A 26,735-nucleotide genomic window follows, 5' to 3' on the forward strand; every position below is an offset into this window, starting at 1 on the left:
CGCTATACGGCGGACAGGGTGGGCTGCCGCAGACTGTGTCCCAGTTCAGGCGGCGCTGATTCGGCACGAGCGCTCAATCTTCCGTGGATTTTGTGCTTGTGCCTGCGCCGGACAAACAATTTGGTTGTTTTTCTGGAATTTTGATCCAGCCGCCCGCCGATACCGCCGGGCCCGGCAGACGGAGGAGATTGACGGTTCATGCGGAGCGCGTCGGGAGGTCCCCGCGTCTTGTTGAGACGGCTCCGCGAAACCATGGCGGAGCAGGTCTCGGCCCAGGAGCGGCTGGACAAGATCGTGGTGCTGATCGCCGCCAACATGGTGGCCGAGGTGTGCTCGGTCTACGTGCTGCGCATCGACAACACGCTCGAGCTCTACGCCACCGAAGGTCTCAACCGCGAGGCGGTGCACCACACCGTGCTCAGCGCCCATGAGGGCCTGGTCGGCCTGGTCGCCAGCGAGGCGACACCGCTCAATTTGAGCGACGCGCAGAGCCACCCCGCCTTCTCGTTCCGGCCCGAGACCGGCGAGGAAATCTACCATTCCTTCCTCGGCGTGCCGATCCTGCGCGCCGGCAATACGCTCGGCGTGCTGGTGGTGCAGAATCGCGCCAAGCGCAATTATGTCGAGGAGGAGCTCGAGGCACTCCAGACCACCGCGATGGTGCTGGCCGAGCTGATCGCCTCCGGCGAACTCTCCGCGCTGGCGCAGCCGGGCCAGGAGCCGGCAGCGCGCCATTCGGCGCAGAAGGTCGGCGCCATCCTGTCGGAGGGCATCGCGCTCGGCCATGTCGTGCTGCACGAGCCGCGCGTCGTCATCAAGGATTACATCGCCGAGGACCTGCCGAAGGAGATCAAGCGGCTCGATACCGCGCTCGCCAAGCTGCGTGCCGATCTCGACCGCATGCTGGAGCGCGGCGACGTCGCCGAAGGCGGCGAGCACCGCGAGGTGCTGGAAGCCTACCGCATGTTCGCCAACGACCAGGGCTGGTCGCACAAGCTCCACGAGGCGGTCGCGACCGGCCTCACTGCGGAAGCCGCGGTCGAGCGCGTCCAGTCCGATACCCGCGCGCGCATGCTGCGCTCGACCGACCCCTATTTGCGCGACCGGCTGCACGATCTGGAAGACCTCGGCTACCGCCTGATGCGGCAGCTGGTCGGCCAGGATCATGCGCCCTCGCGCGAGCAGCTGCCCGACAACGCCATCGTCATCGCCCGCGCGATGGGCCCGGCGGCGCTGCTCGACTACGACCGCAAGCGCCTGCGCGGCATCGTGCTGGAGGAAGGCACCGCGAACTCGCACGTCTCGATCGTGGCGCGGGCGCTGGGTATCCCTGCGGTCGGCGAGGTGCCGAACGCGCCCGGCATCGCCGATCCCGGCGATGCCATCATCGTCGACGGCACCTCGGGCTCGATCTATGTACGCCCGTCGCAGGAGATCGAGGCCGCCTTCGCCGAGCGCGTGCGCTTCCGCGCCCGCCGCCAGGCGCAATACTTGGCGCTGCGCGACCGGCCCTGCGTCACCAGGGACGGCCAGAAGGTCGAGCTGATGATCAACGCAGGCCTTGCGATCGACCTGCCGCATATCGAGGACACCGGCAGCGCCGGCATCGGCCTGTTCCGCACCGAGCTGCAATTCATGGTCGGTCAGAGCCTGCCGCGCACCAGCGACCAGCTCGCGCTCTATCGCACCGTGCTCGATGCCGCAGGCCCCAAGCCGGTCACCTTCCGCACGCTCGACATCGGCGGCGACAAGGCGCTGCCCTATATGGAAGCGGTGATCGAGGAAAATCCCGCGCTCGGCTGGCGCGCGATCCGGCTCGGGCTCGATCGTCCAGGCCTGTTGCGCGGCCAGATCCGCGCGCTGCTGCGGGCCGGCGGCGGCCGCGCGCTGCGCATCATGTTCCCGATGATCTCGGAGGTCGCCGAATTCGACTCGGCCAAGGCGCTGGTCGAGCGCGAGCTCACCTACCTCCGCCAGCACGGCCACACGCTGCCCGAGCGTATCGACATCGGCACCATGGTCGAGGTGCCCGCCCTGCTCTACCAGCTCGACGAGCTCCTGAAGAAGGTCGATTTCATCTCGGTCGGCTCCAACGACCTGTTCCAGTTCCTGTTCGCGGTCGACCGCGGCAACGCCAAGGTCTCCGAGCGCTTCGACACCATGTCGGCACCGATCCTGCGCGCGCTGCGCGACATCGCTCGCAAGGCGCACGCGGCGCAGAAGTCGCTCTCGCTGTGCGGCGAGATGGCGTCCAAGCCGATCGGCGCGCTGGCGCTCATTGCGCTCGGCTACCGCTCGCTCTCGCTCTCGGCGACCGCGCTCGGCCCGGTCAAGGCGATGGTGCTCGACCTCGACGCCAAGAAGGCCGAAGCCATGCTGGGCCCTCTGCTGGATGCGCCCGCGGGCAGCGTCTCGATCCGGCAGAAGCTGACGGAATTTGCCGAAGCCGAGGGCCTTGCGTTGTAGCGGGCCTGTCGTCCGCTCTCCGCCGCCGTCGCCTCCTTCCGCCCTTTGAGACTGAACCGATGTCGTCACTTCCCGAAGCCAAACTGGACGTCCTGCTCGCGCATCACGCCTCGCTCGAGGCCGAATCGCTCGGACAGCTCGCCTCCGAGCGTTACGTGCAGATCACGCGCGAGCTCGCCGAGCTCACGCCGCTGATCGAGGCGGTGAAGGCCTATCGCGCCGCCGTCAAGGAACTCGCCGACACCGAGGCGTTGATCGCCGATCCCGCCACCGACGCCGAGATGCGCGGCATGGCGGAAGCCGAACGCGACGAGCTCGCGCCGAAGATCGAGGACCTGGTCCAGAAGATCCGCGTCGCGCTGCTGCCCAAGGACGCCATGGACGACCGCAACGTGGTGCTGGAAATCCGCGCCGGCACCGGCGGCGACGAGGCTTCGCTGTTCGCCGGCGACCTGTTCCGGATGTACGAGCGTTTCGCCAGCTTGCAGGGCTGGAAGGTCGAGGTCATCTCCGCCAGCGAAGGCACCGTCGGCGGCTACAAGGAAATCATCGCCGAGATCCAGGGCCGCGGCGCATTCTCCAAGTTGAAATTCGAATCCGGCGTGCACCGCGTGCAGCGCGTGCCCGACACCGAGACGCAGGGGCGCATCCACACCTCCGCCGCGACGGTCGCCGTGCTGCCCGAGGTCGAGGACGTCGACGTCGACATCAAGAACGACGACCTGCGCATCGAGACCATGCGCGCAGGGGGCGCCGGTGGCCAGCACGTCAACAAGACGGAATCCGCGATCCGCATCACCCATATCCCGACCGGCATCGTGGTCATGATGCAAGACAGCCGCTCGCAGCACAAGAATCGCGCCTCCGCCATGAACATCCTGCGCTCGCGCATCTATGACGCCGAGCGGCAACGGGTCGAGGCGGCGCGCTCGGCCGAGCGCAAGGAGAAGGTCGGCTCCGGCGACCGCTCCGAGCGCATCCGCACCTACAATTTTCCGCAAGGACGCGTCACCGATCATCGCATCAACCTCACGCTCTACAAGCTGCCCCAGGTGATCGCGGGTGAAGCGCTCGGCGAACTGATCGACGCACTGACGACGGAGCACCAGGCCGCACAGCTCGCTGCGCAAGGCGCGGCGGCCTGAGGCGTGAGCAACCCCTTCATAGGACAATCCATCGAGAGCGCGCGGCGCGCGCTGGCTGCGCAGCTGAGATCGGCAGGGCTCGACCAAGCCGAGCTCGACGCGCGCATCCTGATCAGTGCGGTACTCGGCCTCGACCTCACCGGCCTGATCACGCAGGCGGCCCGTCCTCTCACCACCGCCGAAGCATCGCGGCTCGCGCAACATGCACAGCGCCGCATCGCCGGCGAGCCGGTGGCGCGCATTCTCGGGACGCGCGAATTCTGGGGCCTGCCGTTCCGCCTGTCGGAAGCAACCCTGGTCCCGCGCCCCGATACCGAGACCGTGGTCGAGCTTGCGCTCGAAATCCTTCGCGAGCGGCAGACATCTCGCCCGCCGCGTATCGCCGACATCGGCACCGGATCCGGCGCGATCCTGCTCGCGCTGCTGCACGAAATGCCCGATGCGTTCGGCGTCGGCACCGATCTCAGCCAGAACGCGCTCAGAACCGCCAGGGACAATGCCGCTGCGCTGGGACTCGCCGACCGCGCCGCCTTCGTCGCCTGCTCCTACGCCGCGGCGCTCGGTGGCCCGTTCGACCTCATCGTGTCGAATCCGCCCTATATTCCCTCGGCTGAAATTCCGAAATTGAGCATCGCGGTGCGCGAGCACGACCCGCATCTGGCGCTCGACGGCGGCAATGACGGATACGACGCCTATCGCGCCCTGATCCCGCAGGCGGGCGAGCGGCTCGCCCCCGGCGGCGCCCTGGTCGTCGAGGCCGGACAGGGCCAGGCTCAGAATATTGAAACCTTGATGAGGGCCGCCGCGTTATCGCTGGACAGGTCACCCAAGGCCGACCTGGCGGGCATTCCGCGGGCCGTATCGGCCCGAAAAATGCCCCCATAAAAGCCGGATTGGCCCGCAAAAAACCACTTGGAATATCCCGTGGGAACGACTACGTTCCGGTCAACACATCGGTGCCGGCCCCGTAGACCTACGGGCGAAAGCCGGGCTCTCGGGCGAGAGCTTTACTGATTTGAAGGTTCCAAGCCGCAGGTCCTGTTGAGCGAGATGGCCAGTGGAGCTGCGCTGCTCTCTCCGACCGCAACGTGAACGAAAGCCTGATATTGCGCCTGAAGACTTACGCAAGAAAGCTGGGCTTGTTTCGGCAGGCGAAATGAATGGGTTCGCTGGCAATGGATGCTGGCGGGTGGGGAACGCGTCTTTGTTGAACGCGACGGTCGACGAACATCGGCAGGGCTGGATCCGCTCTCGCGTGCGGTGTGCGCGAGACATGTGAGCCGCTGTCACCCAGGTCACTCCGAGCAATCAGTAATGCGTGCAATCTTTAGGGCTGGAATTAAAGGCAGGACATGAGAAACGGTCAAAACAAGCAGCGGATGCGCAACCGCAACAACAATAACAACAACAACCGGCGCGGCCAGAACCCGATGACCCGGGTTTACGAATCCAACGGACCCGACATCAAGATTCGCGGCACCGCTTCGCACATCGCCGAAAAGTATCTCCAGCTTGCACGTGACGCGCGCTCCTCCGGCGATCCCGTTGCAGCCGAGAACTACTACCAGCACGCCGAGCATTATTTCCGCCTGATCGCCGCGGCTCAGGAGCAGTTCCGTCAGAACCAGCAGCCGCGCGGCGATGAGCCCATCACCAGCAGCGACGAGGGCGAGGACGACGGCGAGAATTTCTCGGCCTTCGGCCAGGAGCCCGGCTTCGTCCCGCAGCCCCAGCCGCAGCCCTTCATGCGCGACCGCGACGGCCAGCGCGATCATCATCAGCGTGATCACCAGCCGCGCGACAACCAGCCGCCCTATCAGCGCGACAATCAGCAGCCGCGCGAGCACCGCGAACGCGATCACCGTCCGCAGCCGCAATATCAGCCGCAGCCCGCCAACCAGCCGCAGCCCGTCGTCGCCGATGCCGGCGGCGTCGACCGCCTGCCCTCCTTCATCACCGGCCCGCAGCCGCAGGTGAACGGCAATCAGGGCGGCTTTGAGGGCGGCGGTGGCGGCGAGCGCTATCCGCGCCGGCGGCGCCGGCCGCATGGCCCGCGCCCGGAGCGTGAAGCCGCTCCGGTTGCTTCCAGCGACGAAGTCGCCCCGGGCGAGTAAGCTCTTCTGACTTTCCGACTCGAATTGTCCCGGCCTCGCCGGGACGATTTGTTTTTGACGCGGTGCGTTGGCCGGGCACAGACCCACCTCTCCCGAAGGGAGACGTGAACTCAGCCGCGCGTCACCGTCGTCGAGGACGGCACCAGCACGGGCTTGGCGAGCGAGGGAATCAGCCGCGCCCGCTCGCGCTTGGCGGGGATCGCGCGGTAGACCTGCTTGGTCGCCTCCACGATGTGGACGCCGGCAAAGGGCAGTGACAGCGCGGCACCGGCGCGTTCCCACATCTGGGCCGATTTCAACACCCAGCCGCCGGCGTAAGGCGGCATGAACAGCGCCTCGCCCCAGGCGGTCGGCGTGAACCAGGTCTGGCGCAACAGCTCGGTGATCTGCGATCGCGAATAGGGCCGGCCATGGCCGAACGGCGTGCTGTCGGTGCGGGTCCACACCCCGCGCCGGTTGGGGATCACGGCGATGACGCGTCCCGAGGGCGACAGCACGCGCCAGGCCTCGCGCAGCAGCGCGGCCGGATCGTCCGACATCTCCAGCGCGTGCACGAGGAGGATGCGGTCGACCGCGGCCTCGGGAAGCGGCAGCGAGAATTCGTCCACCAGCGAGGCCAGCGCGGGCCGTCCCGTCGGCCATTTCAGGACACCCTGGGCCGCCGGCATGAAGGCGAGGCAGCGCTCGGCGTCCTCGCGGAACAAGCCCAGATAGGGTGTCGGATAGCCGATGCCGAGCACGCGCTGGCCCTCGGCACTAGGCCAGCGCTCCCTGATGCCGCGATTGATCATCTGACGCGCCACGATGCCGAGGCGGCGGGAATAGAACTCGCGGAGGTCGACGACGTCGATGGTCATGACCGCAATGTAACATGCGCGAGGGCACGCTCGCGCGCGGAATATTGCATTGCCTGCGCAACGTTAACGCCATATTTGTCTGGCGGGGCTGAGCGCGATGGAGATGACATGGCCGCCGAAATTCGTACTTTCAGCTGTTTAAACGACAATTTCGGTTATCTGATCCACGATGTGGAAACCAAAGCGACCGCCTCGATCGACGCGCCGGAGGCCGGTCCCATCCTCGAGGCCCTGGAGCGCGAGGGCTGGCAGCTCACCGACATCCTGATCACCCATCATCATGGCGATCATGTCGGCGGGGTCGCCGAGCTCAAGCAGAAATACAATTGCCGCGTCGTCGCGCCGCACGACAAGACGACTGAGATCGCCAATGTCGACCAGCGCGTCGCCAATGCCGACGTGGTCAAGATCGGCAATCTGCTGGCGCGTGTGGTAGAGACACCCGGTCACACGCTCGACCACATCTCCTACGTGTTCGACAATGAGAAGACGGTGTTCGCCGCCGATACGCTGTTCTCGATCGGCTGCGGCCGCGTGTTCGAGGGCACCTATCCGATGATGTGGGACTCGCTGCTGAAGCTGCGCGCCCTGCCCGACGACTTCAAGCTCTATTGCGGCCACGAATACACTGCGTCCAACGTCAAGTTCGCGCTCACCATCGATCCGGACAATGCAGCGCTACAGGCGCGCGCGGCGGAGGTCGCGAGGCTCCGCGCCGAGAACAAGCCGACCATTCCCTCCCTGCTCGGTGAGGAGAAGCGCGCCAACGTGTTCCTGCGCGCCGACGAGCCGGCGGTCGCGGCCAGGCTGCACATGAAGGGCGCGGATCCCGCTGCGGTGTTCGGCGAGCTGCGCGAGCGCAAGAATAAGTCCTGAAGCACACATCATGACGAGGATCGATGCCGTCCGCAGCCGAGATCATCGCACGCCTCGAACTCCGCCCGCATCCCGAAGGCGGACATTATCGCGAGACGTTTCGCGACCAGAGCACGGATTCCAACGGGCGTTCGCGCTCGACGCTGATCTACTTCCTGCTCGCGCGCGGCGAGCGTTCGCACTGGCATCGCGTCGACGCGGTGGAGACGTGGCACTATTACGCCGGCAGCCCCTTGACGCTGCGCATCGCCCATGACGGCTGCTCGCAGCACGAGGTGCGGCTCGGCGCCGACCTCGGCGGCGGCGAGCGGCCGCAGGCGATCGTGCCTGCGCTGGCCTGGCAGATGGCGGAAACCACCGGCGAGTGGACGCTGGTCGGATGCACCGTGGCGCCCGCATTCGAGTTCGCAGGCTTCGAGCTCGCGCCGCCCGGCTGGGAGCCGTAGCTCCGCTCCAATCATCGCTTCCGCAGCACCATGTCCTTGGCCGCGATCAGCCCGCCCCCGGCAATGAGGATCGCAGCAAGGGCGATGTTGGCGCTGGCCTTGGCGAAACCGGCAGCAATGAGGAATCCCGTCGAGAGCAGCGGCGTCGCATAGGACGCGGCGCCGAGCACGCGGATGTCGCCCCGCTTCATGCCGATGTCCCAGGCGTAGAACGCGGCGCCGACCGGGCCGATGCCGAGTGCGATGACCGAGAGCCATTGCAAACCCGTCTCCGGCCAGACCGTGGTTTCAAGCAGGCCGTGCATCAGCGCGGCCAATACGGCCGTGGCAAGGCAGAAGCCTGCGACCGCATCGGTCGGCACCGCTTTCAACCGGCGCGACAGCACCGAATAGGTCGCCCAGACGAACGCCGCGATGAAGGCCGCGATCAGACCCGGCACAGCTCCAGGCGCAAAACCGCTGGTGTTGCCGGCGAACAGCAGCACCGTGCCGACGAGGCCGAGCACGGCGCCGATGATGTGGTGCGCGGCCAGCCGCTCGCCCGGCAGGAAGGACGAGAACAGAACGATCAAGAGCGGCCACAGGTAGTTCAGAAGGCCGGCTTCGGCCGGCGGGGCGAAGCGCAGCGCGAGAAAATACAGGGCGTGATAGCCGAACAGGCCGCCGACGCCGACGACCCAGACGACGAGCGGTTGCCGCAGGCTCTTCGCCGCGTCGCTTCGCCCGATCCAGGTGAGCAGGCCGACGACACCACCTATCGCGAAGGTCATCGCCGCGAGCTGGAACGCCGGGATCTTTCCGGTCGCCACCGTCATCACCGACAGCAGCGACCACATCAGGATCGCGGTCAAGCCGATCAGCGTGGCAGTGCGGGGAGTCATTCCAGGGCCTCGTCGTTCCGGGGCGGCTCGAAGAGCCGAACCCGAAACCTCGAGATTCCGGGTTCGCCGCTACGCGGCGCCCCGGAATGACAGGGCCTGATGTCCGGGACAAGCCCGGGCACGACGATGTGGACAATATCAGCCTGCGTGATGCGATCGCATCACACCATGTACTGGCCGCCGTTGACCGACAGCGTCGAGCCGGTGATGGCGCCGGCCTCATCCGCGGCGAGGAACACGACGGCACGCGCGATCTCTTCGGGCTCGCCGAGACGGCCGATCGGAATCAACGGCAGGATCGCCTTCTCCAGCACGTCCTTCGGCACGGCCTGCACCATCTCGGTGTTGATGTAGCCGGGGCAGATCGCGTTCACGGTGACGCCGCCCTTGGCGTTCTCCAGCGCCAGGGCCTTGGTGAAGCCGATCTCGCCGGCTTTCGCTGCGGAGTAGTTGACCTGTCCGAACTGCCCCTTCTGGCCGTTGATCGAGGAAATGTTGATGATGCGGCCGAACTTGCGCCCGCGCATGCCTTCGATCACCTGGCGCGACATGTTGAACAGCGAGCCAAGATTGGTGCCGATCACGGCGTTCCATTGCTCGAGGCTCATCTTGTGGAAGGCACCGTCCTTGGTGATGCCGGCATTGTTGACCAGCACGTCGACCGGCCCGACCACGGCCTCGACCTTCTTCACGCCCTCGGCGCAGGCGTCGAAACTGCTGACGTCCCACTTGAAAACCGGAATGCCGGTCTCGGCCTTGAATTTCTCCGCCGCCGCGTCGTTGCCGGCATAGCTCGCCGCAACCTTGTAGCCGGCGGCCTGCAGCGCCTTGCTGATCGCAGCACCGATGCCCCGCGTACCACCCGTCACCAATGCAACACGTGCCATATCGTATTCCTTCCCTCTTCCTTGGACGCTTCGGACTTTTCTGACGTGATCGTTTTTAGCCAGGGATTATGCGGTTGGTTTGACGGACATCAAGAACAAAACGCCCGGCATCGAGCCGGGCGTTTTTCTTTAGTCGAGGCTTGCCGGGTTGCGAAGAATATTTGATTTGCAACCGCTGCCTTTTTAGTCGCGTGCAACGCACGCGCTGACGTGTGCGGCGCACCCGTCAGCTGCGCGTAAGATCAGTCGCGCGCCACACACATGGCGATGCCCATGCCGCCGCCGATGCACAGCGTGGCCAGGCCCTTCTTCGAATCGCGCTTCTGCATTTCGTGCAGCAGCGTCACCAGCACGCGTGCACCGGACGCACCGACCGGATGGCCGATCGCGATCGCACCGCCGTTGACGTTGACCTTGGACGTGTCCCAGCCGAGGTCCTTGTTGACGGCGCAGGCCTGTGCCGCGAAGGCTTCGTTGGCCTCGATCAAATCGAGATCGCCGACGCTCCAGCCGGCCTTCTTCAGCGCGGCGCGCGAGGCCGGGATCGGGCCCGAGCCCATGATTTTCGGATCGACGCCGGCCTGCGCCCAGGACACGATGCGCGCCAAGGGCTTCTTGCCTTCCTTGGCGGCCTGCTTGGCGGTCATCAGCACCACGGCGGCAGCGCCGTCGTTGATGCCCGAGGCCGAGCCCGCGGTCACCGTGCCGTCCTTCTCGAAGGCAGGCTTGAGCTTGGCCATCGCGTCGAGCGTGGCGCCATGGCGCGGATATTCGTCGGCGCTGACGACGACGTCGCCCTTGCGCGTCTTGATGGTGACCGGAACGATTTCGTCGTTGAACTTGCCGGCCTTCTGCGCGGCCTCGGCCTTCTGCTGCGAGGCCACGGCAAACTCGTCCTGCTGGGCGCGGGTGATCTGCCATTGCCGCGCGACGTTCTCGGCGGTGTTGCCCATGTGGTAGCCGTTGAAGGCATCCCACAGGCCGTCCTTGATCATGGTGTCGACCAGCTCGAGACCGCCCATCTTGACGCCGCCGCGCAGATGCTGGGCGTGCGGGGCCATGCTCATCGATTCCTGTCCGCCGGCGACCACGATCTCGGAATCGCCGTTGAGCAGCGCCTGGTAGCCGAGCGCAACGGTGCGCAGGCCCGAGCCGCAGAGTTGGTTGACGCCCCAGGCCGGGCTCTCCACCGGAATACCGGCGGCGATCGACGCCTGGCGGGCCGGGTTCTGGCCTTGGGCGGCGGTCAGGATCTGACCCATGATCACTTCGGAGACCCGGCCGGGCTCGATGCCGGCGCGCTCCAGCGCGGCCTTGATGGCGACGGCGCCGAGGTCATGGGCGGGAAGGGTCGCGAAGGCTCCGTTGAAGCTTCCGACCGGGGTGCGGGCGGCGCTGACGATGACGACATCGTCTGACATGGGCATCTCCTGGGGCTTGAGGTTCTGAAGAAAGGGGCAGGCGGGCGCTTGCAAATGGCCCGTCAGTCTCGTCAGTCATCCTGTTAACGTCGTTGAGGCATGTCAATCGGCCGAGCACCGAATTCGTGCCGCAGCGCATTCAAAATAGCGTTCTTGGCGTTTTCGCAAGCAGGATTTTGCTCTGCAATTAACCGTGCCGCACAAAACGGTAGCGTGAGCCCTTTGAAAATGCTTATTTTGTTGCGTTGCGTACTCTTCCCGCCCTGCGGCATTGCCCGACAGGTTCCCGTTCTCCGCGTTTGCAAGTGAGAGCCCATGGCGAAATCAGACCAACCCACCACAATCAAGAAATACGCGAACCGCCGGCTCTATAACACCGGAACGAGTACCTATGTGACGCTCGAAGACCTCGCCGCGATGGTCAAGGACGGCGAAGACTTCCTGGTCTATGACGCCAAGACCGGCGACGACATCACCCGCTCCGTGCTCGCACAGATCATCTTCGAGCAGGAGAACAAGGCCGGCCAGAACCTGTTGCCAACCACCTTCCTTCGCCAGCTGATCCGCTTCTATGGCGACAGCATGCAGATGGTGGTGCCGAAATATCTGGAGCAGTCGATCGCGACGCTGACCCAGGAGCAGGAGAAGTTCCGCAAGCAGATCGCCAATACGCTGTCCGGCACTCCTTTTGCTCCGTTGGAGGAGCAGGTCCGTCGCAACATGGAGCTGTTCCAGCAGACCTTCTCGATGTTCAAGCCGTTCGCTGCGCCCCGCACGGCCGCCACTCCCGAGCCGGAGCCCGATGCGAGTGCCGAGGCGCCGAAGGACAGCAACATCGACGAGCTGCGCCAGCAGATGAAGGAAATGCAGGAGCGCCTCGAGCGGATGTCGAAGAAGGACGAATAGCCCTTCATTCGCGTCGGCCCCGGTATGCGGGAGGGGCGAGCCATGTCTGACCGAAGCGCCCATTGGGACCATGTCTACGCCACCAAGGGCGAGGCCGAGGTCAGCTGGTATCAGGACAGCCCCGCGATCTCGCTCGCGATGATTCGCGCAGCCGGCTCCGATCGCGACACGGCCATCATCGATATCGGCGGCGGCGCATCGCGCCTCGTCGATGCTCTGTTGCACGACGGATATGGCGATGTCGCCGTGCTGGATCTTTCTGCCAATGCGCTCGAAGCCGCGAAGACGCGCATCGGTCAGGCCGCCTCAATGGTCGACTGGATCGTTGCCGATGCCACGACATGGCGTCCCGCCAGGACTTACGATGTCTGGCACGATCGCGCCGCGTTTCACTTCCTGACTGACCCGCGCGACAGGGCGGCTTACGTGCAGCGCCTGCGGTCGGCGGTCAAACCTGGCGGCCACGTCATCATCGCGACGTTTGCACCCGACGGTCCCGAGAAATGCAGCGGCCTGCCGGTGCAGCGCCACGACAGCGCCAGCCTTGCGGCGGAGCTCGGGCCGGAATTTGAACTGATCGAATCGCGCAGCGAGACGCACCACACGCCGTGGAATTCGACGCAGGCGTTTCAGTTCAGCCGGTTTCGGCGGCAGAAATAGTTCTCGTCATGGCCGGGCTTGTCCCGGCCATCCACGACTTGATGCGCGAAGCGAAGAACGTGGATGCCCGGGCCTTCGCCTCGCCGAAGCGGCTTCGGCCGCGCAGGCGGGACAAGCCCGGGCATGACGACAGAGACTCCGGATCAAGCCGCCATCTTCACGGCATGCGCAAAGTCCCAGTAGAGCTTGCGCGCCTTGGCGTAGAACGGGCCCGGCTTCAGCTCGCGCTCGTCGATGCGGATCACGGGCGCGACCTTGGCGAAATTGCCGGTCGAAAAGATCTCGTCGGCGGCCAGGAAATCGGCGTAGCGCAGCGTCTTCTCGACCACGGTGACGCCGTCGCCGCGAAGCAGGCCGATGACGCGCTGGCGCGTGATGCCGTTGAGGAAGGTGCCGTTCGGCACCGGCGTGAACACCACGCCGTCCCTGGCCATGAACACGTTGGAATTGCCGAACTCGGCGACGTTGCCGAGCATGTCGAGCATCAGCGCGTTCTGGAAGCCGCGCGACGCAGCTTCGGCGAGCGCGCGCGAATTGTTCGGGTAGAGGCAGGCGGCCTTGGCTTCGACCGGCGCGCATTCGGCCGTCGGCCTGCGAAACGGCGACAGGGTGATGGCGTTGCCGACAGGTTTTGGCATCGACGCTTCGTAGATGCACAGGCACCAATTGGTGGTCTCGGGGTCGAACAGCACGCCGCCGCCGCTTCCGTTCTGCGCCCAGTACATCGGACGGATATAGAGCTCGGCATTCGCGGCAAAGCGCGCGATGCCTTCGTTCGCGAGCGTCAGCCAGGTGTCGGTATCGACCACCGGCTTCAGGCCGAAACTGATCGCGGATTGATTGGCGCGGGCGACGTGACGGTCGAGATCCGGCGCGACGCCCTCGAACGCGCGGGCGCCGTCGAACACGACGGAGCCGAGCCAGGCCGCATGGGTGCGCGGGCTCATGATCGGCACGTTGCCATCGTGCCATTTGCCGTCGAAGAAGGTCCAGCTCGGCGAGTAGTCGATAGGTTTCTTGATCTCGGCCATATCAGTGCTCCCCTTGCAAAGATGCGGGCACTATTCTCCCAATTTCTAAACGATTTGCTGCGGCAATTCGATGAGTTACCCTCTCCCCTTGTGGGAGAGGGTGGCTCGCCGCGTAGCGGCGAGCCGGGTGAGGGGTATCCATCCGCGAGCTCATTTGCGGAGAAAACCCCTCATCCGGCGCTACGCGCCACCTTCTCCCACAAGGGGAGAAGGAACACCAATGCCGCTCGATCCGCTGGCAAAGCGTTTGTTGACCATGATGGCTGCGGCTGCGCCGCAGGCGCGGAGCCGGCCGAGCGTGGAGGTGCGGCGGCAATCGCTGGCAAAGTTGATGCAGTTCGCCCGGGCCGAGGCGCCGGATGTGACGACGTCCGACGGCATGCTGCCCGGTCCCGGCGGCAAGCTGCCCTATCGCCTCTACACGCCGGCAGGCACCGAGGCGCCCGCACCTGGCTTCGTGTTCTTTCATGGCGGCGGGCTCGTCGCCGGGAGCATTGCCACGCACGAGCGCATCGCCGCGGCGCTGGCGCATGCCACCGGTTGCCGCCTCGTGTCGGTCGATTACCGGCTCGCGCCGGAACACAGATTCCCCGCCGCCGTCGACGATGCAATCGCGGCCACCGAATGGGTGGCGCGCGAGGCGGCATCGCTCGGCATCGACGCCGACCGTCTCGTGATCGGTGGCGATTCCGCCGGCGCCACGCTCGCGGCCATCGTGTGCCAGGAGGCGGCCCAGGCCGCCGGCCTCGCCATCGCCGCGCAGTGCCTGATCTGCCCGGTGCTGGATTTTGAGGAAACTTCGCCCTCGCGCGAGGCCTTCGCGGAGGGGCACCTGATCGATCGCGTCACGATCGAAGCCGATCTCTCCGATTACCTGCCTGCCGGCATCGATCCCGCCGATCCCCGCGTCTCTCCGTTGCGCGCGACACGGCTCACGGGTCTGCCGACCGCGATCATCCACACCGCCGAGTACGATCCGATGCGCGACGAGGGCAACGCCTATGCCCGCAAGCTGCTCGCCGCGGGGGTGGCGGTCGAGCATGTCTGCCACGATGGCATGGTCCACAATTTCCACGCCATGGGCGCAATCCTGCCACAGGCACAGCTCGTGCTGTCGCAGATCGGCGAGCAGGTGCGGCGCGCGGTGAAGAGGTGATAGCGCCCAATCACACGCGTGCGCCGATCACCGCGCGCGCTGCGGCGACATATTCCGGCCAGTGCGCGTCCGCATAACGTTCCGCCTGCCATGCGCAGGTGCTGTCGGGCGCATGCGCCGCCGCGATCGTGCGTGCGAAGCGCTCCTCCGCGACCGTCACCTCGCCGGGCTCGGCCGTGGGTACAGCCGCCGCGGCTGTCGGAACAACGGCGAGCCCCGCCAGACCGGTGAGCAGGATGCGGCGTGACGTGTCCATGGCTGTCTCCTCCATTGTCGGCCTGCACTGTGGCGGGCGAGTGTGTCAGTGCGATCACGGCAGGGTAACCGCACACATCCACGCCGTCCATCGCTTGCGGATGACGCTTGACCAGGCGAGCGATCACGTTCCATCTAACCAGCGTTTCGCCCTCAAATCGCCACGCATCGGATCGTCACGTGACTCTTCGCAGCCAATCCCGTCGTCCGGCATTGCGCGCTGCCGCAGCGGGATTGCTGTGTCTGGCGATCCCGGCAGGCGGTGCCCTCGCCGCCGACGATGAGGAGGACGAGCCCGCAAAGCCGACCGTCCCGAACATCTATCTCGATCTCCGCACCATCTATGCGACGATCCCCGCAGGCACGCTCGCGCTCGGCTTCGGCAACACTTCGCTGTCGGCCGCATTCCAGGCCCTGGCGGCGCGACGAGGCACGTCGCTGCCGAACGGATTGCCGGCCGCGAAATCGATTGCGATCGACCTGCCGCTGACCGTCGACGTCAGCGACCGCGTTTCGCTTTACGGCGGCGTATCCGGCACGACCACGGATATCGGCGGCGGCTGGTCGTCCTTCGACATCACGAGCTGGAACATCGGCGTGCAGGCCGATCTCTACCAGCAGGATGGCGGGCAGATCCCGACCATCACGCTGCAATCGACCCTGACACAGTCGGTGCCCAACGAGCAGGGCATGACAAACTCCTTCAACAATATCGTGGAATTCGACTATGCGCTCGACGAGGACGAGACACGGGGCTGGCTGGCCGGCCTGCAATACACCACCGCCACCATCGCCAGCCCGTTCGCCACGATCCGGCCGAACACAATCCTCTATGCCGGCGGCTACTATCAATGGCCGAGCAACTGGAAGTTCACCGGGCGCCTCGGCATGCAGTCGTTCGGCGGCGCCCAGCTCGCGGGCCGGACGCTCGCGGAATCCTTCACCCAGCCGGTCCTGCGGCTCGACCTCGATCGCATGGACGACAACGACAACCGCCTGTTCGGCATCACGGCGCAGATCGCCTGGATGCCGAAGCCGTCCTATCAGGTGACGTTGCGAACCCCGCTCTATGCGGTGCGGAACTGACTGGATTCGCTGGGGAACTATCGGCAGCTCATGACCGATCGACGGGCATTCCGCATCACCCGTCAACCGATCATTAATCCTCATTCCGGAACATCGATCGCGTTACATCGCCGCAAAGAAGCTTGCGCGAAACTAGTCCGACTTTTTTGGTCGTGTTCGCTCTGGAGGCTGCGAATGTCCCGCTTGGTTTCGGAACGAACGTTCCTTTCCGGGAAGATCTTTTTCAATTTTGGCCAGTCGTCGATCGATTGCGTGGTGCGTCGCCTGACCGAGGAGGCCGCGACGCTCGAGATGGAGTGTGGCCTCGGCGTACCCGAGCGCTTCCAGCTCCGGCTCGCGGGGCGCGAGATCCTGACCTGTCGGGTGATATGGCGTTCGGACCGTCAGGCCGGCGTCGCCTTCGAGCAGCCGAACAGCATCGAGCCAGCAGCCGGCCAGGAACAGGAACGCTCGTCCGAGGCTATGATGCGCGGACAGATGCTGGCGCTGCGCGCTGCGCTTGATTTCGTTCCGCTCGGAATCGTGCTGCTGGATGCAGATTTGCGCGCCAGGTTGATCAATCGCGCATTCCGGCGGATGTGGCTGTTGCCGGATGAGGTCGCCAACAGCTATCCGTCCTTCGTGACCCTGATGCATCATGGCCGGGATACACTCGCCTATGAGATTCCACCGGCCGAGCTCGAGGCCTACGTCGCCGAGCGGGTCCGCCACGTCCAGGCTGGTGACGCGTCGCCGCTCGATCTGCGCCGCTCCAGCGGCGACGTCGTTCGCATGCAATGTACGCCGCTGCCAGATGGCGGGCGAATGCTGACCTATACGCCCGTTACCGATATCGTGCGCGCCTCCGACGAACTGAAGCTGCTGCGCGACGCGCTGGAGAATGTCGAGGACGGCGTGCTGCTGCTCGATCGCGATCTCAACGCCAGCTTTATGAATCGACGCATGCGCCGATTCTGGGAGGTGAGCGAGCAGGAGGCGGCAAGCCGACCGACCTATTCATCGCTGGTGAGCCGGGCCCAACGCGCGAGTGCGCCGGACCTTCCGGCAAATGAGCTGACGAGATTCCCGGCGCGGCGCGTCGCAGAGGTCGAGGCCGGCGATCACGTGCGCGACCTGCAGACGCCTGACGGGCGGAGGATCAGGGCCCATTGCACCACGATGGCAAACGGCGGCCGGATGCTGACCTATGTCGACATCACCGATCTCACCAACAAGGCCGCGATGCTGGAGCGCCTGGCAACCACCGATCCGCTCACGGGCCTGTACAACCGTCGTCATTTCCTCGGGGCACTCGATGCGGAATGGAGTCGCTTCCAGCGCTATTACCGCTCGGTCTCGGTCCTGATGCTCGACATCGATCACTTCAAGTCGGTCAACGATCGCTATGGTCACGCCGTCGGCGACGAAGCGATCAAAGCGGTGGCGGCGGCATGCAACGAGGGCAAGCGCAAGTCCGATCTCGTCGGCCGCATCGGCGGCGAGGAGTTCGCGGTTCTGCTGCCCGAGACCAGCCTGTCACGCGCCAAGCTCGTCGCCGAGCGAATCCGCAAACGCGCGATGGCGATCCGGCTGAACGCGCATCAGGTGCAGTTCGGCGTCACCGTTAGCATCGGCATCGCGGAGGCCACCGTCAGCATGTCCGGCATCGATGCACTGATGGCCGCGGCCGATCATGCGCTCTACCAGGCCAAGGCCGAAGGCCGCAATCGCTGCATCGCCTTCGTGCCAGCGCCGCCCGCCAGCAAGGCGGCGGAGTGATCGGAGGGGGCGGACTTAGTCCGGCACCGGCACGTCGAAGGTGTTGAGCGTGACCGAGACCATGCAGTAGACGCCGACGAGATAGGACAGCTCGGCCGCGCCGTGCTCGCCGAATTCCTTCACCGCCGCACGCCAAGTCAGCTCCGGCAGCACGCCGCCGCTGACCAGGGCCGAAGCCATGTCGTAGGCGACGGCTTCCTGCCTGGTGAGGTCCACCGGCCGCTGGCCGGCGACGATGGTTGCGAGCTTCTCGTCGGAGAGGCCACGCTGCTCGGCCACCAGCACATGGGCATAGAGCTCGTAACCGGAGCGAAAATGGGAGCCGGTGACGAGGATCGCGACCTCGCGCACCGGCCCAGGCAACAGCGGGTTCGACGCGATCGCCTTGACCAGCTCCCACACCGGCTTGCCGAAACGCGGCTCGCGGATCCAGGGATTCCAGGGCCCGAGCAGCGCCCCGTCCTCGCGCATGTTTACGAAGCCCTTGAAGTGGTCCTGCATGCCGGCTCGCATATCGTCATAGAGCGGTTTCTGTTCGTCGGTCAGCTCTTTCGGATCGAGAATGGGGAGGCGCACGGCGGGATCTCCTCGTTGAGAAAACGCAACCGTCACCTGCATGCCCGCGCAAGGCAAGTGAAGTTGCCGTGACGATTGCCATGTCGCAATGCCAAGGGAGATCTGGGCTATGATCCCGTGGGGCTTGGCACGTTTTGGGGATTGACGACATCTTCTACCGCGAGCGCCAGCGGCTCTGCGGCGTCGAGGAACGACGACAGCGCCGTCTCGAACGGCGCCGGATCGAGGCCGCGCGCTTTCAACCATCCCGGCTCATAATAGGTCTGCCGATAGCGCTCGCCGGAATCGCAGATCAGCGTCACCAGCGATCCTGCGAGGTTCGCCTGGCGCATCTCCGAGGCGAGGCGGCACAGCGCCAGGAAATTGGTGCCGGTCGAGCCGCCGACCGGGCGGCGCAGCCGGCGCGACAGCACGTTCATCGCCGCGATCGTCGCCGCATCCGGAATCTTCATCATGCGGTCGACCACGCCGGGCACGAAGGACGGCTCGCAGCGGGGACGGCCGACGCCCTCGATCAACGATGGGCGGTCGCAGACACGGGAGCGGTCCTGTGTGCGAAAGCAATCGAAGAACGCGGAGTGCTCGACATCGGCGACGCACAGCCGCGTCGGATATTGCCGATAGCGCAAATAGCGCCCGATAGTGGCCGAGGTTCCGCCGGTGCCGGCGCCCATCACGATCCAGTCTGGCAGCGGGCGCGGCTCGCCCTGCAACTGCGTGAAGATCGATTCGGCGATGTTGTTGTTGCCGCGCCAGTCGGTGGCGCGCTCGGCGAAGGTGAACTGGTCCATGTAGTGACCGTTCAGGCGGCCGGCGAGCGCGGCGGCTTCCGCATAGAGTGCGCGGCCGTCGTCGATCAAATGGCAATTGCCGCCATAATGCTCGATCGCGGCGATCTTCTCCGCCGAGGTCGTGCGCGGCATCACGGCGTAGAAGGGCACGCCGATCATCTCTGCGAAATAGGCCTCCGACACCGCTGTCGATCCCGACGAGGCCTCGACCACGGGCGTGCCTTCGCGGATGTGGCCGTTGCAGAGCGCATACAGAAACAGCGAGCGCGCGAGGCGATGCTTCAGGCTGCCGGTCGGATGCGTGGATTCATCCTTCAGATAGATGTCGATGCCCGATAGCGCGGGCACGATCAGCCGGATCAGATGCGTGTCGGCGGTGCGGCACTGGTCGGCCTCGATCGCGGCCACGGCCTCGTCGACCCAGCCGCGCCGATAGGCCGGCCCGGCCGGATTGTGCTGGCGGAAGGGGAATGTCTGCATCACACGAATCTCTCATGATGCGGATCGCGCATCAAGAGCAGTGGAGCAGCACGCTGCGCTCGCGCATGTTCACAAGCGGAATAGTCCTTGTTGCTGGAACGCAAGCGACAACTACACGCCGGCGGTTCGCCGCATCTCAAAATCTATGTATCGATCAAGGTAGATCTGCTCGCCATCCTTGAACGTGACCCGGCAGACGCACAGAAATGTGCCGTAGGCCGAGGTCGAGATTCCAATGAACCCATTCTGCTGAACAGCGGGAAAGACTCTATTCTCCCAATAGGGACCGAGGAAGAATTCAGCTAACAGGATGTCATCCAGACGCTCGGACTTGTGCCGAATGAGGTAGATATAGACATCAAAATCCTGTCCTTGCCTCTTCGATGGATAGATGATGTGGGTGAGGAACACGCCCCGATTGCGCTCGTAGGTTTCCTTTCTACGAAAATTCCAATCGCCTTCTTTCTCGACGACTGGAATTCTCGCGGATTCGAACCCGATATTATTGATTAGAGCCTCCAAGCCGACATTGTTGACAGGGATACCGGGACCCACCTTCTTAAGTTGCTGTGTGGTGATGTGCCGCCCAACGTCAGCGACTACTTGCGCGGCAAGCCCATCTTTGTTGGTGAAGGATTGGCAAATATGTCGTTGCTGAAGGGCCGCCTTGAAGGCCTTCAGCTTCTCTCTCTGCACGCCATCATCGATATTGGCGGGCAGCCAGGGCTGGTTCTCGTCGATCGTATAGATAAACCGAGGTAGTGATATTTCGGAAGCGGCCCGGTATTCCATTTCACAAATAGATATATCGGAGCCCATTGGCATAAAGCCGTAGCGGTGCGCATAGATTCCTACGAAGAGGTCGCTCTCCTTTTTTATGAGCCGGATGCATTCAGTCGCAGGACGTTCATCTCGTGCCCCAAAATGCTCCATGGACACGTCGATCGCACCGAGCTTTCGGATTGCCTTCTGAACGGACGTGCGGTGGTCGCTCAGATCCGTAAAGGTTGAGGAAAGAAAGACACGTGGGGCGCTCAAGGTGGACCTCGCGCAGCTGATAAGTCAGAAAATTTAGTAGGTGCAATACCTGTATCATACGCCTCAAAAGCGATTAGGGAAGGGGGCTCAAAATTCCAGCGGCGCGTTGTCGACGACTTCCTTCATGACGAAGAAGGTGCGGGTCTGGCGCACGCCGGGGAGCGCGATCAGTTGCTCGCCGTGGATGCGGTTGAAATCCTCCATGTCGCCGACGCGGATCTTGAGGAAGTAATCGAAATCGCCGGCGACGAGGTGGCAGTCGAGCACGAATTTCAGTTTTGCGATGGCCTGCTCGAAGGTGGCAAAGCTCTCCGGCGTCGAGCGGTCGAGCACGACGCCGACCATCACCAGCGTGCCCTTTGCCACCTTCTTCGGCGCGACCATGGCCCGCACGGCGGGGATGAAGCCGTCCTCGAACAGACGCTGGGTGCGGCGGTGGCAGGTGGCGGGGCTGATCGCGACCGTTTCGGCCAGCTCGGCATTGCTGAGGCGGCCGTTGTTCTGAAGCAATCTCAATATCTTAAGGTCGGTGCGGTCGAGCCGAGCGACCATGAAAGGAACTTCCATAAATATACGTTTACGCGGAAGGAATGATAGCATCTAACGCCATTCTCGCAACAAATACCGCAACATTGGCGCAATATTCGAGAGCACATTTTCCCGACGCGATGCTAGAGAGCCACAACACCAACGCCAATCGGGATTGCCCCATGAAGCTGGATAAATTTCCGCGCTATCCTTTGACCTTCGGTCCGACGCCCATCGAGAAGCTGGAGCGGTTGTCAAAACATCTCGGCGGCCATGTCGAGGTCTACGCCAAACGCGAGGACTGCAATTCGGGCCTTGCCTATGGCGGCAACAAGCTGCGCAAGCTCGAATACATCATCCCCGATGCGATCGCCTCCAACGCCGATACGCTGGTCTCGATCGGCGGCGTGCAATCGAACCACACCCGCATGATCGCGGCCGTCGCGGCCAAGCTCGGCATGAAGTGCCGCCTGGTGCAGGAAGCCTGGGTGCCGCACGAGGACGCCGTCTATGACCGCGTCGGCAACATCATGCTCTCGCGCATCATGGGCGCAGACGTGCGCCTGGTCGACGACGGCTTCGACATCGGCATCCGCAAGAGCTGGGAGCAGGCGATCGAGGAAGTGAAGGCGGCAGGCGGCAAGCCTTACGCGATTCCCGCCGGCGCTTCCGTGCACAAGTTTGGCGGCCTCGGCTATGTCGGCTTCGCCGAAGAGGTGCGCAAGCAGGAAGCCGAGCTCGGCTTCAAGTTCGACTACATCGTCGTCTGCACCGTCACCGGCTCCACCCATGCCGGCATGCTGGTCGGGTTCGCGGCGGATGGCCGTGCGCGAAAAGTGATCGGTATCGATGCCTCCTTCACGCCGGCGCAGACCAAGGCGCAGGTGCTCGAGATCGCGCAGAACACGGCAAAGCTCGTCGAGCTCGGCAAGGATCTCGTCGCTGACGACGTCGTGCTGATCGAGGACTACGCCTATCCCGCCTATGGCGTGCCATCGGAGGAGACCAAGGAGGCGATCCGCCTCACCGCGCGCCTCGAAGGCATGATCACTGACCCCGTCTACGAGGGCAAGTCGATGCAGGGCCTGATCGATCTCGCCAAGAAGGGCTATTTCGAGAAGGGCGCGAAGATCCTCTACGCCCATCTCGGCGGCGCGCCGGCGCTGAACGGATATGCGTATGCGTTCAGGAACGGGTGAGAGGCTCAGCTCGCGCCTCATACACAGCTGTCGTCCCGGGGCGCGACGAAGTCGCGAGCCCGGGACCCATAGCCACAGTAATTTGTTTGGCGAAGACTCGTGGTGACTAGCCTGCATAACCACATCGGGCCTGTGGTTATCGATCCCGGATCTGCGCTCCGCTTCGCTGCGCTTGTCGGGGATGACGATGTGGAGAGATCGAGGAGCCCTACCTCGTCCTGACGATCTGCAGCAGCTCGTCGCCGTAATGCTCGAGCTTCTTGTCGCCGATCCCCGGCACGTTACGCAGCTCGTCCAGCGTCGTCGGCCAGGCCCGGACGATGCCGTCGATGGTTGCATCGTGCAGCACCACATAGGCCGGCACGCCGCGTTCACGCGCGATCTCCGACCGCCAGGCGCGCAGGCGGGCGCGCAATTCGGGATCGACGTCGCCTTGCGGCGCGCTCGCCGCGGGCGCGAGGGCGCCACGGCGTGACGTGGCGCGGCTGGCGCGAACCCGCGTGCCGGGCGCCTCCTCGCGCAGCCACACCTCGGTCTCCCCGCGCAGCACGCCGCGCGCGGTCTCGGTCAGCTTCAGCGCCCCAAACGCTTCGCTGTCGCTGTGCAGATGTCCCATCGCCACCAATTGCCGGAGCACGGTGCGCCACTGCTTTTCGTTGAGCTCGCGGCCGATGCCGAACACGGACAATTTGTCGTGACCGAACTGCGTCACCTTCTCGGTCAGGCGCCCCACCAGCACGTCGATCAAATGCATGGCGCCAAAACGTTGCCCGGTGCGATAGACGCAGGACAGCAGCTTCTGCGCCAGCACCTTGCCGTCGCGCATCTTCGGCGGCGTCAGGCAATTGTCGCAATTGCCGCAGCCCTCGCCCGTCACGATCTCGCCGAAATAGGCGAGCAGGCGCCGGCGTCGGCAATGCGGCGTCTCGGCGAGGCCGACCAGCGCATCGAGCTTGCCGATCGAGACCCGCTTGAAATCCTCCGATCCGGCCGATTCGTCGATCATGCGGCGCTGCTGCACGATGTCGGAGAGGCCGTAGGTCATCCACGCCGCCGACGGCTTGCCGTCACGGCCGGCGCGTCCGGTCTCCTGGTAATAGGCCTCGATGCTCTTGGGCAGGTCGAGATGGGCGACGAAGCGCACGTCGGGCTTGTCGATGCCCATGCCGAAGGCGATGGTCGCGACGATGACGATGCCGTCCTCGTTGAGGAAGCGATCCTGGTTGCGCGAGCGCAACGCCCCGTCGAGCCCGGCGTGGTAGGGCAGCGCCGCAATGCCGGCCTCGGCAAGCGCGGCGGCGACCTCCTCGACGCGGTTGCGCGACAGGCAATAGACCACGCCGGCATCGCCCATGTGGCGCTCGCGGATGAACTCCTTCAGCTGCGACACCGCATTGCGCTTGTCGACGATCTCGTAGCGGATGTTTGGCCGATCGAAGCTCGAGACGAATTGCGGCGCGCCCGTCAGCTGAAGCCGCTCGACGATCTCCTTGCGCGTCAGCTCGTCGGCGGTCGCGGTCAGCGCGATGCGCGGCACGTCGGGAAAGCGCTCGGCGATGACGGAAAGGCCGACATATTCGGGCCGGAAATCGTGGCCCCATTGCGAGACGCAATGCGCCTCGTCGATCGCGAACAGCGCCACCTTCGCCTGCGCCAGCAGCGACAGGCAGCGCGGCGTGACCAGCCGTTCCGGCGCGACATAGAGCAGGTCGAGATCGCCGGCGAGCAGGCGGCGTTCGATGCCGGACGCCTGCTGCGGCGTCAGCGACGAGTTCAGCGCGGCGGCATTGACACCGGCCTCGATCAGGCCGGCGACCTGGTCGCGCATCAGGGCGATCAACGGCGAAACCACGATGCCGCAGCCTTCGCGCAGCAAGGATGGAAGCTGATAGCACAGCGACTTGCCGCCGCCGGTCGGCATCAAGACCAGGCAATTGCCGCCGTCCGTGACGTGCCGGACGATCTCGCCCTGCGCGCCGCGAAATCCCGGCAGACCGAACACCGAATGCAGCACCGACAGCGCGTCGCGGCCGTTGGCCGGCGCAGGCAGCGGAGCGTTGGAGGGAGCGGACATGGGCGGAGCGGATCAGGCCGTGAGATTCGTCACAAGGCCAGTCGCATGCCGGAGCGGGCGTGGCAAGGCTGTTTGCAGGCGAGGCGCGACTGCTTCGTCTCCCTCTCCCCGTTCTTACGGGGAGAGGGCGGGGTGAGGGGCTTGTCTCCACATATGAGACCGCCGATGGACCTGTACCCCCTCACCCGGATTGCATCTTCGATGCAATCCGGCCTCTCCCCGCAAGCCGAGAGAGGTGAAACCTCTACGCCCCGATCCGTCGCAGCGCTTCTGCGACCGTCACGATCGGCATGTTGCGCTTGGCGGCGGCTTCGAGCGCATGACGCATCAGATGCGGCGCGCAGCCATAGGGGCTCGGCCTGTCGGTGACGTCGTGGCCGTAGAAGATCAGCCAGCCGCCGCTCGCGACCGCCTCGTCGAAATAGCGATCGACGCCCGCCTCGTCGATCTCGCAATCGACCAAAGGCGAAGCGCGCAGGAACTGGAGGTCAATGATGCCGCTGTTGACGCCGGGAAGAATACCGCGCGCGGAACGGAAGGCTTTTGTCAGCTGCGGCTTGCGCCACACCGAGGCGATACCATAGGGATAGGCGAAATTCTCCAGCGTGATCGAGGCATCGATGCCGCGGAGATGGCTGCGGTTTCGTTCGATCTCGCGCGCCATCGCGGCTTCGTCGAGCGTGGCCGAGCTCCGATGCGAGAAGGTGTGGCAGGCGATCTCGTGCCCGGCGCGGTGAAGCCGGACGATCGCGTCATCCGACAGGCCATGCCAATGCTCCGACGGCCGACCGATCAGGCTGCCGGCAAGGTAATAGGTGCCGCGGCCGCCATGCCGCTCCAGAAGCTCGGCGCCCTCGCCCGCGGCGCTATCGGGGGCATCGTCGAACGTGAAGCTCACCATCGGCGCATGCGCAGGCAGCCGGTGTGGCGCGGCGCGAAAGTGCCGAGCCAGCCGATTGCTCACGCGTCCCTGGAGTGCCGACCACACGACTGCGTTTCCCGTGATGCCTTCTTGCTCTACTGAAACATTCGTGCGCAGGTCGAGGCAAGCCTAACGCCCGGGTAATCCTAACGCCGAACCAAGACCGCTTCGGCTAGCGCACCGACATCGACGCGTCGGCGTCTGCGCCGAGATAACGCAACCAGTTGCGGAAGAGCACCGCCGCCGCATCGCCAGCGCCGATATCGCCGCGCAGCTTCAGCGCGGGCAGTTCGTTGCTGAGCGCCGGATGGCGCTGGTGCGCCGCCTTCCTTTCGAAGCGCGCCAGCTTCTCCTCGGTCGCTGCGTCAAAATAACTCACCGGCAGGCGCGGATAATTCTCCCGCTCGCGCGCGAGATAGCGGCCGATGTCACGCAGATATTCGCGCTGCAGCGACAGCGCGTCATATTCCGGGTGGCCCTGGAAGAACACGAAGCGGCTGGCATATTGGCGAACGAAGACGTCGACGCCGGCCTGCTGCGAGCGTGTCAGCACCTGGTAACCCGCCTGCACGAGGTCGTCCTCGGCGATTTCGTTCAGGCGCGAATGCGAGACCTTGAGCAGTGCAGGCGCGGAGCGGGTCAGCGCATCGTCCGCGACGACCTCGCAATCGAAAATGCCGTGACATTTGGCCGGCAGCCGCCGCCGTTCAATACGATCGAGATGCAGCACCGCGGCATGCGCGGCAAGGCACGACCAGATCGTCGAACGCGTGTTGACCTTGGCCCAGTCGAGCAGGTTGGTGAGGTCGCGCCAGTAGGGCTCCCGCTCGAGCTCGGGCGCGATCGGCTCCGCGCCTGTCACGATCAACCCGTCGAACTTGCCGCGCTCGAGATCGGAAAGGCTGGAGTACTCGCTCTCCACGTGCCATTTCGCTTCCGGCGACCGCTTCACGCTGGGAAGCGAGAAGCAGTGGAAACGAATGCGGCGCGAGCCCGCTGCGGCCTGAAGCAGCTTCATGAACTGCCGCTCGGTCGCCTTCAACGCGGCATCCGGCATGTTGTTGACGAGGCCGATGGTGAGCTCGGCGCCAGCATCGCGCGCGAGATCGTGCGCGGCCGGCACCAGCGTCGGGCCCGCGATGACCTGATCCTTGTCGATCAAGATCGTCATGGCCGGCGCCG

General features: G+C 64.9%; 25 protein-coding genes. 12 read left to right on the forward strand and 13 right to left on the reverse strand.

Translation table 11 applies throughout. The annotated features are described in order from the left end of the window. Nucleotides 1-198 precede the first annotated feature (198 nt). From ptsP to AC24YW_RS13590, 4 genes are all read left to right on the forward strand, one after another. Entirely contained in the window at nucleotides 199-2,466 is a 2,268-nt protein-coding gene (gene ptsP / locus AC24YW_RS13575) for a phosphoenolpyruvate--protein phosphotransferase (RefSeq protein WP_275518256.1), read from the forward strand. Nucleotides 2,467-2,525: 59 nt separating this feature from the next. After that, nucleotides 2,526-3,611 carry a peptide chain release factor 1 gene (gene prfA / locus AC24YW_RS13580; protein ID WP_487483194.1) on the forward strand — a complete coding sequence of 362 codons (1,086 nt, stop codon included), beginning with the start codon at nucleotides 2,526-2,528 and terminating at the stop codon, nucleotides 3,609-3,611. A gap of 3 nt (nucleotides 3,612-3,614) precedes the next feature. Further along, a complete protein-coding gene (gene prmC, locus AC24YW_RS13585) occupies nucleotides 3,615-4,496 on the forward strand; it encodes a peptide chain release factor N(5)-glutamine methyltransferase (protein WP_487483195.1) in 882 nt (293 codons plus the stop codon). 467 nt (nucleotides 4,497-4,963) lie between these two features. Beyond that, nucleotides 4,964-5,725, forward strand: a complete 762-nt coding sequence (locus AC24YW_RS13590; protein ID WP_487483196.1) for a DUF4167 domain-containing protein — start codon at nucleotides 4,964-4,966, stop codon at nucleotides 5,723-5,725. Nucleotides 5,726-5,835: 110 nt separating this feature from the next. Here the strand turns inward: AC24YW_RS13590 and AC24YW_RS13595 are convergent, their stop codons facing one another. Continuing rightward, nucleotides 5,836-6,582, reverse strand: a complete 747-nt coding sequence (locus AC24YW_RS13595; RefSeq protein ID WP_487483197.1) for a methyltransferase domain-containing protein — start codon at nucleotides 6,580-6,582, stop codon at nucleotides 5,836-5,838. 108 nt (nucleotides 6,583-6,690) lie between these two features. On the opposite strand from AC24YW_RS13595, the gene gloB reads away from it, so the two are divergent. Continuing rightward, the gene (gloB, locus tag AC24YW_RS13600) at nucleotides 6,691-7,458 is read left to right on the forward strand and encodes a hydroxyacylglutathione hydrolase (protein ID WP_487483198.1); all 768 of its coding nucleotides are present in this window, start codon (nucleotides 6,691-6,693) and stop codon (nucleotides 7,456-7,458) included. A gap of 23 nt (nucleotides 7,459-7,481) precedes the next feature. Continuing rightward, nucleotides 7,482-7,904: a cupin domain-containing protein gene (locus AC24YW_RS13605; protein ID WP_487483199.1), complete on the forward strand. Its 423-nt coding sequence runs from the start codon at nucleotides 7,482-7,484 to the stop codon at nucleotides 7,902-7,904. Nucleotides 7,905-7,915: 11 nt separating this feature from the next. Here AC24YW_RS13605 and yddG read toward each other — a convergent pair whose 3' ends face one another. The 3 genes from yddG to AC24YW_RS13620 form a co-directional block, all read right to left on the reverse strand. After that, nucleotides 7,916-8,785, reverse strand: coding sequence for an aromatic amino acid exporter YddG (gene yddG / locus AC24YW_RS13610; RefSeq protein WP_487483200.1), 870 nt, complete (start codon nucleotides 8,783-8,785; stop codon nucleotides 7,916-7,918). Nucleotides 8,786-8,946: 161 nt separating this feature from the next. Next, the gene (gene phbB, locus AC24YW_RS13615) at nucleotides 8,947-9,672 is read right to left on the reverse strand and encodes an acetoacetyl-CoA reductase (RefSeq protein ID WP_487483201.1); all 726 of its coding nucleotides are present in this window, start codon (nucleotides 9,670-9,672) and stop codon (nucleotides 8,947-8,949) included. 242 nt (nucleotides 9,673-9,914) lie between these two features. Beyond that, complete coding sequence (locus AC24YW_RS13620) at nucleotides 9,915-11,093, reverse strand: acetyl-CoA C-acetyltransferase (protein WP_197955638.1); 1,179 nt, start codon at nucleotides 11,091-11,093, stop codon at nucleotides 9,915-9,917. 315 nt (nucleotides 11,094-11,408) lie between these two features. On the opposite strand from AC24YW_RS13620, the gene phaR reads away from it, so the two are divergent. Further along, complete coding sequence (phaR, locus tag AC24YW_RS13625; protein WP_487483202.1) at nucleotides 11,409-11,999, forward strand: polyhydroxyalkanoate synthesis repressor PhaR; 591 nt, start codon at nucleotides 11,409-11,411, stop codon at nucleotides 11,997-11,999. 42 nt (nucleotides 12,000-12,041) lie between these two features. Next, on the forward strand, nucleotides 12,042-12,659 hold the full coding sequence (locus tag AC24YW_RS13630) for a class I SAM-dependent methyltransferase (protein WP_487483203.1): 618 nt from the start codon (nucleotides 12,042-12,044) through the stop codon (nucleotides 12,657-12,659). Nucleotides 12,660-12,802: 143 nt separating this feature from the next. On the opposite strand, the gene AC24YW_RS13635 is transcribed toward AC24YW_RS13630, so the two are convergent. Then, nucleotides 12,803-13,690, reverse strand: a complete 888-nt coding sequence (locus tag AC24YW_RS13635) for a branched-chain amino acid aminotransferase (RefSeq protein ID WP_487483204.1) — start codon at nucleotides 13,688-13,690, stop codon at nucleotides 12,803-12,805. 220 nt (nucleotides 13,691-13,910) lie between these two features. Between AC24YW_RS13635 and AC24YW_RS13640 the strand changes: the two genes are divergently transcribed. Then, the gene (locus AC24YW_RS13640; protein WP_487483205.1) at nucleotides 13,911-14,846 is read left to right on the forward strand and encodes an alpha/beta hydrolase; all 936 of its coding nucleotides are present in this window, start codon (nucleotides 13,911-13,913) and stop codon (nucleotides 14,844-14,846) included. A 10-nt stretch (nucleotides 14,847-14,856) separates the two neighbouring features. On the opposite strand, the gene AC24YW_RS13645 is transcribed toward AC24YW_RS13640, so the two are convergent. Continuing rightward, complete coding sequence (locus AC24YW_RS13645; RefSeq protein ID WP_487483206.1) at nucleotides 14,857-15,102, reverse strand: hypothetical protein; 246 nt, start codon at nucleotides 15,100-15,102, stop codon at nucleotides 14,857-14,859. Nucleotides 15,103-15,314: 212 nt separating this feature from the next. Here AC24YW_RS13645 and AC24YW_RS13650 point away from each other — a divergent pair, with 212 nt between their 5' ends. Together AC24YW_RS13650 and AC24YW_RS13655 are read left to right on the forward strand one after the other, a co-directional pair. Then, entirely contained in the window at nucleotides 15,315-16,187 is an 873-nt protein-coding gene (locus AC24YW_RS13650; RefSeq protein ID WP_487483312.1) for a hypothetical protein, read from the forward strand. Between the two features lie 174 nt (nucleotides 16,188-16,361). After that, entirely contained in the window at nucleotides 16,362-17,945 is a 1,584-nt protein-coding gene (locus AC24YW_RS13655) for a sensor domain-containing diguanylate cyclase (RefSeq protein WP_487483207.1), read from the forward strand. Nucleotides 17,946-17,960: 15 nt separating this feature from the next. Here the strand turns inward: AC24YW_RS13655 and AC24YW_RS13660 are convergent, their stop codons facing one another. The 4 genes from AC24YW_RS13660 to AC24YW_RS13675 all read right to left on the reverse strand — a co-directional run bounded on the left by AC24YW_RS13660 (nucleotide 17,961) and on the right by AC24YW_RS13675 (nucleotide 21,382). Then, nucleotides 17,961-18,521 (reverse strand): carboxymuconolactone decarboxylase family protein, encoded by a 561-nt coding sequence (locus AC24YW_RS13660; RefSeq protein WP_487483208.1) that lies wholly within the window; start codon nucleotides 18,519-18,521, stop codon nucleotides 17,961-17,963. A gap of 107 nt (nucleotides 18,522-18,628) precedes the next feature. Continuing rightward, nucleotides 18,629-19,792, reverse strand: coding sequence for a PLP-dependent cysteine synthase family protein (locus AC24YW_RS13665; protein WP_487483209.1), 1,164 nt, complete (start codon nucleotides 19,790-19,792; stop codon nucleotides 18,629-18,631). 111 nt (nucleotides 19,793-19,903) lie between these two features. Further along, a complete protein-coding gene (locus tag AC24YW_RS13670; protein ID WP_487483210.1) occupies nucleotides 19,904-20,830 on the reverse strand; it encodes a DUF4062 domain-containing protein in 927 nt (308 codons plus the stop codon). An 87-nt stretch (nucleotides 20,831-20,917) separates the two neighbouring features. After that, nucleotides 20,918-21,382 (reverse strand): Lrp/AsnC family transcriptional regulator, encoded by a 465-nt coding sequence (locus tag AC24YW_RS13675; protein ID WP_487483211.1) that lies wholly within the window; start codon nucleotides 21,380-21,382, stop codon nucleotides 20,918-20,920. A 158-nt stretch (nucleotides 21,383-21,540) separates the two neighbouring features. Here AC24YW_RS13675 and AC24YW_RS13680 point away from each other — a divergent pair, with 158 nt between their 5' ends. After that, nucleotides 21,541-22,557 carry a 1-aminocyclopropane-1-carboxylate deaminase gene (locus AC24YW_RS13680; RefSeq protein ID WP_487483212.1) on the forward strand — a complete coding sequence of 339 codons (1,017 nt, stop codon included), beginning with the start codon at nucleotides 21,541-21,543 and terminating at the stop codon, nucleotides 22,555-22,557. A gap of 208 nt (nucleotides 22,558-22,765) precedes the next feature. Here AC24YW_RS13680 and recQ read toward each other — a convergent pair whose 3' ends face one another. From recQ to metA, 3 genes are all read right to left on the reverse strand, one after another. After that, nucleotides 22,766-24,631 carry a DNA helicase RecQ gene (gene recQ, locus AC24YW_RS13685; RefSeq protein WP_487483213.1) on the reverse strand — a complete coding sequence of 622 codons (1,866 nt, stop codon included), beginning with the start codon at nucleotides 24,629-24,631 and terminating at the stop codon, nucleotides 22,766-22,768. Between the two features lie 244 nt (nucleotides 24,632-24,875). Continuing rightward, nucleotides 24,876-25,619, reverse strand: a complete 744-nt coding sequence (locus AC24YW_RS13690) for a polysaccharide deacetylase family protein (protein ID WP_487483214.1) — start codon at nucleotides 25,617-25,619, stop codon at nucleotides 24,876-24,878. 106 nt (nucleotides 25,620-25,725) lie between these two features. Next, a complete protein-coding gene (gene metA, locus AC24YW_RS13695; protein WP_487483215.1) occupies nucleotides 25,726-26,724 on the reverse strand; it encodes a homoserine O-succinyltransferase MetA in 999 nt (332 codons plus the stop codon). Nucleotides 26,725-26,735 lie beyond the last annotated feature (11 nt).

The sequence above is a fragment of the Bradyrhizobium sp. USDA3516 genome, assembly GCF_057651995.1.

Bases quoted from the DNA above. Each gene is read 5' to 3' on its own strand.
- ptsP (WP_275518256.1), top strand. From the start codon at position 199: ATGCGGAGCGCGTCGGGAGGTCCCCGCGTCTTGTTGAGACGGCTCCGC.
- prfA (WP_487483194.1), top strand. From the start codon at position 2,526: ATGTCGTCACTTCCCGAAGCCAAACTGGACGTCCTGCTCGCGCATCAC.
- AC24YW_RS13590 (WP_487483196.1), top strand. From the start codon at position 4,964: ATGAGAAACGGTCAAAACAAGCAGCGGATGCGCAACCGCAACAACAAT.
- AC24YW_RS13595 (WP_487483197.1), bottom strand. From the start codon at position 6,582: ATGACCATCGACGTCGTCGACCTCCGCGAGTTCTATTCCCGCCGCCTC.
- gloB (WP_487483198.1), top strand. From the start codon at position 6,691: ATGGCCGCCGAAATTCGTACTTTCAGCTGTTTAAACGACAATTTCGGT.
- AC24YW_RS13605 (WP_487483199.1), top strand. From the start codon at position 7,482: ATGCCGTCCGCAGCCGAGATCATCGCACGCCTCGAACTCCGCCCGCAT.
- yddG (WP_487483200.1), bottom strand. From the start codon at position 8,785: ATGACTCCCCGCACTGCCACGCTGATCGGCTTGACCGCGATCCTGATG.
- phbB (WP_487483201.1), bottom strand. From the start codon at position 9,672: ATGGCACGTGTTGCATTGGTGACGGGTGGTACGCGGGGCATCGGTGCT.
- AC24YW_RS13620 (WP_197955638.1), bottom strand. From the start codon at position 11,093: ATGTCAGACGATGTCGTCATCGTCAGCGCCGCCCGCACCCCGGTCGGA.
- phaR (WP_487483202.1), top strand. From the start codon at position 11,409: ATGGCGAAATCAGACCAACCCACCACAATCAAGAAATACGCGAACCGC.
- AC24YW_RS13630 (WP_487483203.1), top strand. From the start codon at position 12,042: ATGTCTGACCGAAGCGCCCATTGGGACCATGTCTACGCCACCAAGGGC.
- AC24YW_RS13635 (WP_487483204.1), bottom strand. From the start codon at position 13,690: ATGGCCGAGATCAAGAAACCTATCGACTACTCGCCGAGCTGGACCTTC.
- AC24YW_RS13640 (WP_487483205.1), top strand. From the start codon at position 13,911: ATGCCGCTCGATCCGCTGGCAAAGCGTTTGTTGACCATGATGGCTGCG.
- AC24YW_RS13645 (WP_487483206.1), bottom strand. From the start codon at position 15,102: ATGGACACGTCACGCCGCATCCTGCTCACCGGTCTGGCGGGGCTCGCC.
- AC24YW_RS13655 (WP_487483207.1), top strand. From the start codon at position 16,362: ATGTCCCGCTTGGTTTCGGAACGAACGTTCCTTTCCGGGAAGATCTTT.
- AC24YW_RS13665 (WP_487483209.1), bottom strand. From the start codon at position 19,792: ATGCAGACATTCCCCTTCCGCCAGCACAATCCGGCCGGGCCGGCCTAT.
- AC24YW_RS13675 (WP_487483211.1), bottom strand. From the start codon at position 21,382: ATGGTCGCTCGGCTCGACCGCACCGACCTTAAGATATTGAGATTGCTT.
- AC24YW_RS13680 (WP_487483212.1), top strand. From the start codon at position 21,541: ATGAAGCTGGATAAATTTCCGCGCTATCCTTTGACCTTCGGTCCGACG.
- recQ (WP_487483213.1), bottom strand. From the start codon at position 24,631: ATGTCCGCTCCCTCCAACGCTCCGCTGCCTGCGCCGGCCAACGGCCGC.
- metA (WP_487483215.1), bottom strand. From the start codon at position 26,724: ATGACGATCTTGATCGACAAGGATCAGGTCATCGCGGGCCCGACGCTG.